This window comes from Stenotrophomonas sp. HMWF003, assembly GCF_003061285.1.
Lineage (GTDB): Bacteria > Pseudomonadota > Gammaproteobacteria > Xanthomonadales > Xanthomonadaceae > Stenotrophomonas > Stenotrophomonas maltophilia_AP.
Map to the genome: position 1 here is coordinate 7,144 of NZ_QAIW01000260.1, position 5,855 is coordinate 12,998.

9 protein-coding genes and 1 pseudogene are annotated in these 5,855 nt (G+C 65.6%); 5 read left to right on the top strand and 5 right to left on the bottom strand.

Annotation, left to right across the window (positions count from 1 at the left end; all coding sequences use genetic code 11):
- Positions 1-235, bottom strand: a 235-nt coding sequence (locus DBR34_RS21775; RefSeq protein WP_219928264.1) for a hypothetical protein, incomplete at its 3' end; no start/stop codon positions are given.
- Positions 236-469: 234 nt separating this feature from the next.
- On the opposite strand from DBR34_RS21775, the gene DBR34_RS10835 reads away from it, so the two are divergent.
- The gene (locus DBR34_RS10835; RefSeq protein ID WP_258223818.1) at positions 470-703 is read left to right on the top strand and encodes a type I toxin-antitoxin system SymE family toxin; all 234 of its coding nucleotides are present in this window, start codon (positions 470-472) and stop codon (positions 701-703) included.
- 73 nt (positions 704-776) lie between these two features.
- The gene (locus DBR34_RS10840; protein ID WP_128096797.1) at positions 777-1,019 is read left to right on the top strand and encodes a hypothetical protein; all 243 of its coding nucleotides are present in this window, start codon (positions 777-779) and stop codon (positions 1,017-1,019) included.
- 102 nt (positions 1,020-1,121) lie between these two features.
- Here DBR34_RS10840 and DBR34_RS10845 read toward each other — a convergent pair whose 3' ends face one another.
- The 4 genes from DBR34_RS10845 to DBR34_RS10860 form a co-directional block, all read right to left on the bottom strand.
- A complete protein-coding gene (locus tag DBR34_RS10845; RefSeq protein WP_128096798.1) occupies positions 1,122-1,565 on the bottom strand; it encodes a nuclear transport factor 2 family protein in 444 nt (147 codons plus the stop codon).
- 66 nt (positions 1,566-1,631) lie between these two features.
- Positions 1,632-2,483 carry a type 1 glutamine amidotransferase domain-containing protein gene (locus tag DBR34_RS10850; RefSeq protein ID WP_128096799.1) on the bottom strand — a complete coding sequence of 284 codons (852 nt, stop codon included), beginning with the start codon at positions 2,481-2,483 and terminating at the stop codon, positions 1,632-1,634.
- 69 nt (positions 2,484-2,552) lie between these two features.
- Positions 2,553-3,584 carry a helix-turn-helix domain-containing protein gene (locus tag DBR34_RS10855; RefSeq protein ID WP_128096800.1) on the bottom strand — a complete coding sequence of 344 codons (1,032 nt, stop codon included), beginning with the start codon at positions 3,582-3,584 and terminating at the stop codon, positions 2,553-2,555.
- Between the two features lie 160 nt (positions 3,585-3,744).
- Positions 3,745-4,062: a hypothetical protein gene (locus DBR34_RS10860; protein WP_219928265.1), complete on the bottom strand. Its 318-nt coding sequence runs from the start codon at positions 4,060-4,062 to the stop codon at positions 3,745-3,747.
- An 81-nt stretch (positions 4,063-4,143) separates the two neighbouring features.
- Between DBR34_RS10860 and DBR34_RS10865 the strand changes: the two genes are divergently transcribed.
- The 3 genes and pseudogenes from DBR34_RS10865 to DBR34_RS22685 all read left to right on the top strand — a co-directional run.
- Positions 4,144-4,746, top strand: coding sequence for a hypothetical protein (locus DBR34_RS10865; protein ID WP_128096801.1), 603 nt, complete (start codon positions 4,144-4,146; stop codon positions 4,744-4,746).
- Between the two features lie 352 nt (positions 4,747-5,098).
- Positions 5,099-5,368 (top strand): hypothetical protein, encoded by a 270-nt coding sequence (locus DBR34_RS10870; RefSeq protein WP_128096802.1) that lies wholly within the window; start codon positions 5,099-5,101, stop codon positions 5,366-5,368.
- A gap of 129 nt (positions 5,369-5,497) precedes the next feature.
- Positions 5,498-5,855, top strand: a pseudogene (locus DBR34_RS22685) (hypothetical protein); the annotation flags it as partial.

The window sequence follows — 5,855 nt, forward strand, 5'->3', positions numbered from 1 at the left end:
ATGGACGCGCCCCAACCCGTGGCACCGCCTGCCGGACGATCCTGAGCGCGAAGTGAGGATGCTTGATACGGCCAGTCTCCAGACACGGAAGGCATGTTGAACACACACGCATTCCATCGGCTCGATGCGCGGCACCTGACGCAATCAACGTCTTCAAGACCCCATCAAACAAACCCGCCGCATCAACAGAAACAAGCGATTTCCCATCCTCAACACCAACGCGCATGGTGTTCACCGGAGCGTAGAAACTCCTCATGCTCGAAAGTTGGACGTCCTTTGTCGGGAGGGTGGCTAATACAACACCCTCGTGGAAATACGCCCGCCGGTTCGAGCATGACGGTTTCTAACCTCCCGACGCCCCGCCATCCCGGCGGGGCGACAGGTCAACCGGAGGTCCAGCATGCATACCCCGTGGGCACACACGCCCTTCTTTGAACCGCCCAAGCGCAAAGCGTATTCCCGCCCCGCCATGCGCTACAAGGTAGGCTTCCTGACGTACCCCGACCGCGAAGAGCAGGGGCCCACCGAGAGGGTGCCCTACCTGAAGCTGCGTGGCCGGTGGCTGCTGGATGTGGGTTTCGACATCGGCGCCAGTCTGAAGGTGGAGGCCACGTACGGCCGCATCGTACTCACCGTGGTAAGCCGCCCGGTCATCGTTCCGCCGAAGATCCCGCGAAAGCTGCAGCGCAAGGCCGCAGCGTAGCGCGGTGCCGTGCCGCGCAGTCCCTACACGTAGCGCGGGGCGCTGCCCCGCCACTTGGCAACAGGAGTAGCCCATGAGCAAGCGTGTCTTCATGCAGGTAACGGTCGACCCCGGCCTATGCGCCCGCTTCCACGAAACCGCCGCACGCGAACACTGTCCGGTTGAAACGTTGCTGCACCAGGTCATGCACGCCTACATCAGCCGCAGTGCGGCTGCAGATGGGCAGGCCCCACGCGATGACTGCGGCGACCCGGACCCGGACGCGTGGGCGCGCCGGCAGCAGGGCTGGCATTGCAGTCCGTTCGGCATGGCGTGAGTACATGCCGCATGCCTAGGCGCACGGCCATGCACCGCAGGATGGGGTGCATGGCCGCAGCGTGAGCGGCACGCGTCACGCAGGTGGGGTATTACACCCGCCTCACTTCGGTACCCCGGTCCACGATTTGCTCATGATCTTCCACTGCCCGTCGGTCTTGAGCAGCACCACGTAGTCCACGCCGTCCCATCCGGGGTAATCCAGGTTCACCCGCACGGCGGCCAGGTTCCGGGCCACATCCACGATCTGGTAGCTGCGTTTGCGCTGGGCCTCGTTGGCGGCCGGCTTGCCATCAAATCCCTCGGCGAACTGTTCCCCGGTGCGGGAGGCCAGTGCGGGCCCGCGGGCTTCCGAATACCCGATCATGACGCCGTCGCTGCGGAAGACCTGCTTGGCCAGCGTGTTGTCGGCGCTGCGGTAGGCGCGCATGAAGGTCTGCATGACCTGGTCCACGGCCTCACGGTCGCTGCTTTGTGCGGTGGCGGCGGTGGGAAGCAGCAGGAGCAGCACGCCGGCAAATGCCAGGGGTCGGATCGAAGATGTCATGGGTTTTCCTGTGGTGTGGGTGAGCGAACAGCGCCGTATGTCGCCGGCGTCGGGTACTGCGGTGAATCAGTTCGGTGCGGCGCGCTGCACCAGCCGGTGGGCGGGCGGGCCCAGCGCCGCCACAACGGCGTGGGCCACGGGCGCGGCAGAGGCGTAGTTCTGCCCAGTCACCAGCCGGCCATCGACCTGGACGTGCGGCGCCTCGCCGTTCACGGCATGGAATACGCCGCCACGCGCGCGGACGGTCGTGCCGATCAGGAACGGGAACTGCTTGAAGTAGGCCGCGCCCTGCTGCTCGTGCTCTTCGGGAAACCCACTGACGCGCTTGCCCGCGATCAGGTAGTCGCCGCTGGCCAGCCGCAGGTTCACGATGCCGGCCGTGCCGTGGCACACCGCCGAGACCACGCCGCCATTGCCCTCGTAAACCTGCAGGGCAATGCGTTGCAGCGCCGGGTGTTCGGGGACGCCGTACATGGCGTTGCTGCCCCCCACGTAATACACGGCGCGGTAGCGGGCCGCGTCCACCTGGGCCGGGGTGAAGGTGGTGCGCAGCGGGTCCATGATCCGCGCGTCGTACAGCCGGGCGGCCACGTCCGGGCTGACGTAGTCATCCAGGATCGGCACGGCCCCGCCGTCGGGCGACACCATGTCCACCGCGTAGCCGGCAGCGTTGAACACGTCCCAGGCATGCACCACTTCGCCGAAGCTGATGCTGGCCGGCAGGGTGGAGGTGCCATGCACCGTGCTGCTGGCGATGATGAACAGGATGCGGTCCGGGCTGCCCGCTGCGGGCCGCGCGGGGGCAGCCGTGGCAGCCGTGGCAGCCGCAGCAGGTGCGGCGTCGGTGCTGCAGGCACCGCCCAGCCAGACGCTCAGCAGGAGCAGCAGGCAGGCGGCGAAGGTGCGGAACGTATGCATGGCGCTGGCTCGTGGGAAGGAGCCTGCACCCTATCGGATGTCTTTCAGATCAATATGTTGCGGAACGTTTCAGGAGTGCTGGAATCGATTCTGGGAGTCGCTGCCGGTGGCGCGGAACGCCGCCGGGGTGATCCCCTCCCACTTCTTGAAGGCGCTGTGGAAGGTGGACATGGACTGGAAGCCGGCCTCCTCGGCCACCCGCTCCAACGGCTTGGACGGTAGCTGCTGCAACAAGGCTTTTGCCTCGACCACGCGCAGCTGCGCCAGGTACTGCTTGAAGGAGGTCTGGTTGTTGTCGTTGAGCAGCTGCGACAGCCGGGCCTGCGGCATGCCCATCCGCCGGGCCAGCCGGGGCAGGGTCAGCGCGGGGTCCAGGTGCAGGCGCTCGGTGGCCATCAATGCCGCCAGCGCCTGCAGGTGCGAGGCGGCCTCGGTGTCGGGAATGCGGCGGTCCTGGTAGGGCTCGATCGGCACCTGGCCCGAGCGCAGTCGTAGCCAGGCCACGATGCTGGCCGCCAGAACGAAGGTGAACGACAACGCGCCCACGATGTAGGAGGTGTAGCCAGCGGTGTAGTACGCGATCCAGATGATCCAGATGCCGGCCACCGCACCCAGCAGCAGCGGCGCCGACGACGTGCCGCGCAGGCGCGCGCGATAGATGAACAGCTGCCCGCTGGCCAACAGCAGGTAGCCCAGCCATGCGTAGTTGATGGCCGTTGTGATGCCGTGGCGCCACAGGTCCACATGGGTGGAATAGGGGACCACCACGTTCAGCGCAATGGCGATCGACAGCAGCGCGCCCAGGTGCCAGCGGTCGGCGTGGCCGGGGGCGTCGCCTTGGCTGGACCGGATCAGGAAGAACAGGCAGGGCCCGATGAAGAAGCACGCCGTGAGGCCGAGCTGCAGCACGACCAGCGGAATGTCAGGCCAGAAATGGAAGGCCACCGATTTTCCGGTCCGCACGCCCACCATCAGGATCAGCAGTGCCAGCCAGCGCTGCGATGGCACGCCTTTGGCCCGCCACCACAGCACCGATGCTGCCACGATGCCGTTGAAGGCGCCCAGCATGGCGAAGAAGAACAGGAAGTGTTGGCTGAGCATGGCGGGAGTATTGGGTAAAACGGTCCTTCGTCAAGCTGCCAGAAGTCCCGTGTACGGCGGCGGCGGGGTGGGGCTGGTGTCCGCACTGCTGATGGGTGGAATGCACGACGGGCACCGATGGACCCAGGTGGTGCCGTCTACCGCGCCAGCGGCTGCGCCGCTACTGGTAAGACCCCGCCGCCGCGTCGAGCGCGTTCATCAGGTGGGCTTCTTCAAGCGGTTGCGGCGATTGGCCCGCCTCCATCTCCCACACCTGCAGGGGCGCGTTGCGTTCGGCGAACATCCTGACGACGTCGCGGATCTCGCTGTCACGCTGCACATGGTCGTTGCCATACAGCGCGCAGGTGTAGAACGTGCCGCTGCTCCCCAGCGCCAGTTGCCCACGTACATGCGCCAGCGGAAGCGCCAGCCGACGGTGCAGGAATGCCACCAGGGGCAGGTCGGTGGTGGGCAGCAGGGAGGCGAGGGCGATCTTCATGCGCAGCAGTATGACCGGCCGGATCACTCAGGCGGCGCTGCTAAGATCGGCACCTCGATCGATTCCCTGCCGATACCGCCCGTGCTTTATCACCTGAGTCTGAAAGGCAACGACTCGCACATGATCGGCTCGTGCGACGAAGTGGACCCGAGCAGTGGTGTTCCCACGTGTTCCACCTGCGGCTACCGCACCGATCCGGACTTCACCAACCCGGGGTTCCGGTTGCGCAGGCGTCGCCTGGACCTGTCCTGCTGCTACGACGGCGCAGTGATTGTCAGTGACCGTTTTCGCGCCCTCCATGCATCGCTGGGTGGACGCAACCTGCGCTTCGTGGACCTGCCGAAGGCGCCGGGTTTCTACCACCTTACCTGCGTCACGCCGGTTGCCCTGGACTATGCCGCCATGGGCACGCAGTGCCTGCGTCTGTGCGCCGGGTGTGGCCGCCACCTGGATGTTGTGGGCCGCGGCACCATCGTGCTCGCTCGCGGTGCGTCTTTGGCCGACCATGAGCTGGCGTTCTCGGATCGGTATTTCGGCTCGCACAACGAGGCCATCCCGCTGCTGATATGCGGCGAAAGGCTGGCGAAGGCACTTGCGGAAGCGGGTGTGGCCGGCATCGATACCTGCGAACCGGTGATACGCCAGGATGCGGTGGGAACGGTCGATGGCCTTGAATCATCCTGACGCGTCGCGCTGTGCCGAGCGTGTCTGGAAACAGAGGTTCCGGCACGTGCGTGGCTGACAGTGCGAGCCGAGGGCCAACGCATCCGCTGGCCGATACCCGACCCGCGGCGGGCATGGCCGCTTCTGTCCGAAGCCCACGTTGTTATCGCAGCCACGCCATGAAGATGCTCACGCGCGGCGTGATGTTCGCTCAGTAGCACGCGTTCTCATGGAGACCGAAAGAGTGAAGCTGAAGCGATGAAGATCGCTCTTCACGCTCTCTCCACGTCTTCCAATCGCAGCTGAAAGCCGGTCATGGCTCTGGCGAAAAGGCCGCTATAGTCCGGGTTCCCCAGACGAAGGAGGGAGTGCAATGTTCCTCACCAAGCAACAGCTCAACGCCGCCCGTACGCTCACCGTGGCAATTGTCGCCACCGTCGGTCTCAGTGCTTGCGCCACCTATAAAGACGAATTTGCAACGATCAACTCACGCCTCGACCAGCTCGACGTAAAGGTGCAGGGTGCGGCCCAGAGTGCCGAGTCTGCCAACCAGTCCGCACAGCAGGCCAACCAGCGTCTGGATCAGATTGAAGGCCGCGTCCAGCAGCTTGAAAAGGCACCTCGCCGCACGCCGCGCGGTTAACCGGAATCGGGTTCCGGTGGCCGTTGCAGGCCACCGGCGTCCCGTGATCACACCGTTTTCATAGCAAGGAACTGTCCCATCCTTACGTATTCATCTCCTGCATTCCGGGCTGCAGCTGGCGCGCTGGCGTTGGCATTGGCATTGGCCAGCACCGATGTCGCCCATGCCAAAGATTCCGTTGCCCAGCCGGTTGCGGCCGTCGATGAGCTTCCGCAAGGCCAGGAAGTGTCCGACACCGTGATCGAGCTGGCGGGTTGGGTTGTCGCAAGCAAGGACAGCCAGGGCTACCCGTTCGCGGTGCTGGACAAGGCCGCGGCCCAGATTCTGGTATTCGGTGGTGACGGCAAGCTTCGCGGCGCGGCGCCGGCACTGATCGGCTCGGCCACCGGCGATCATTCGGCCCCCGGCGTTGTCGGTCTTGCGCTTCGCGCGATTCCCGGACGCGATCGCACAACACCTGCCGGTCGCTTCATCGGCGGCTACGGCC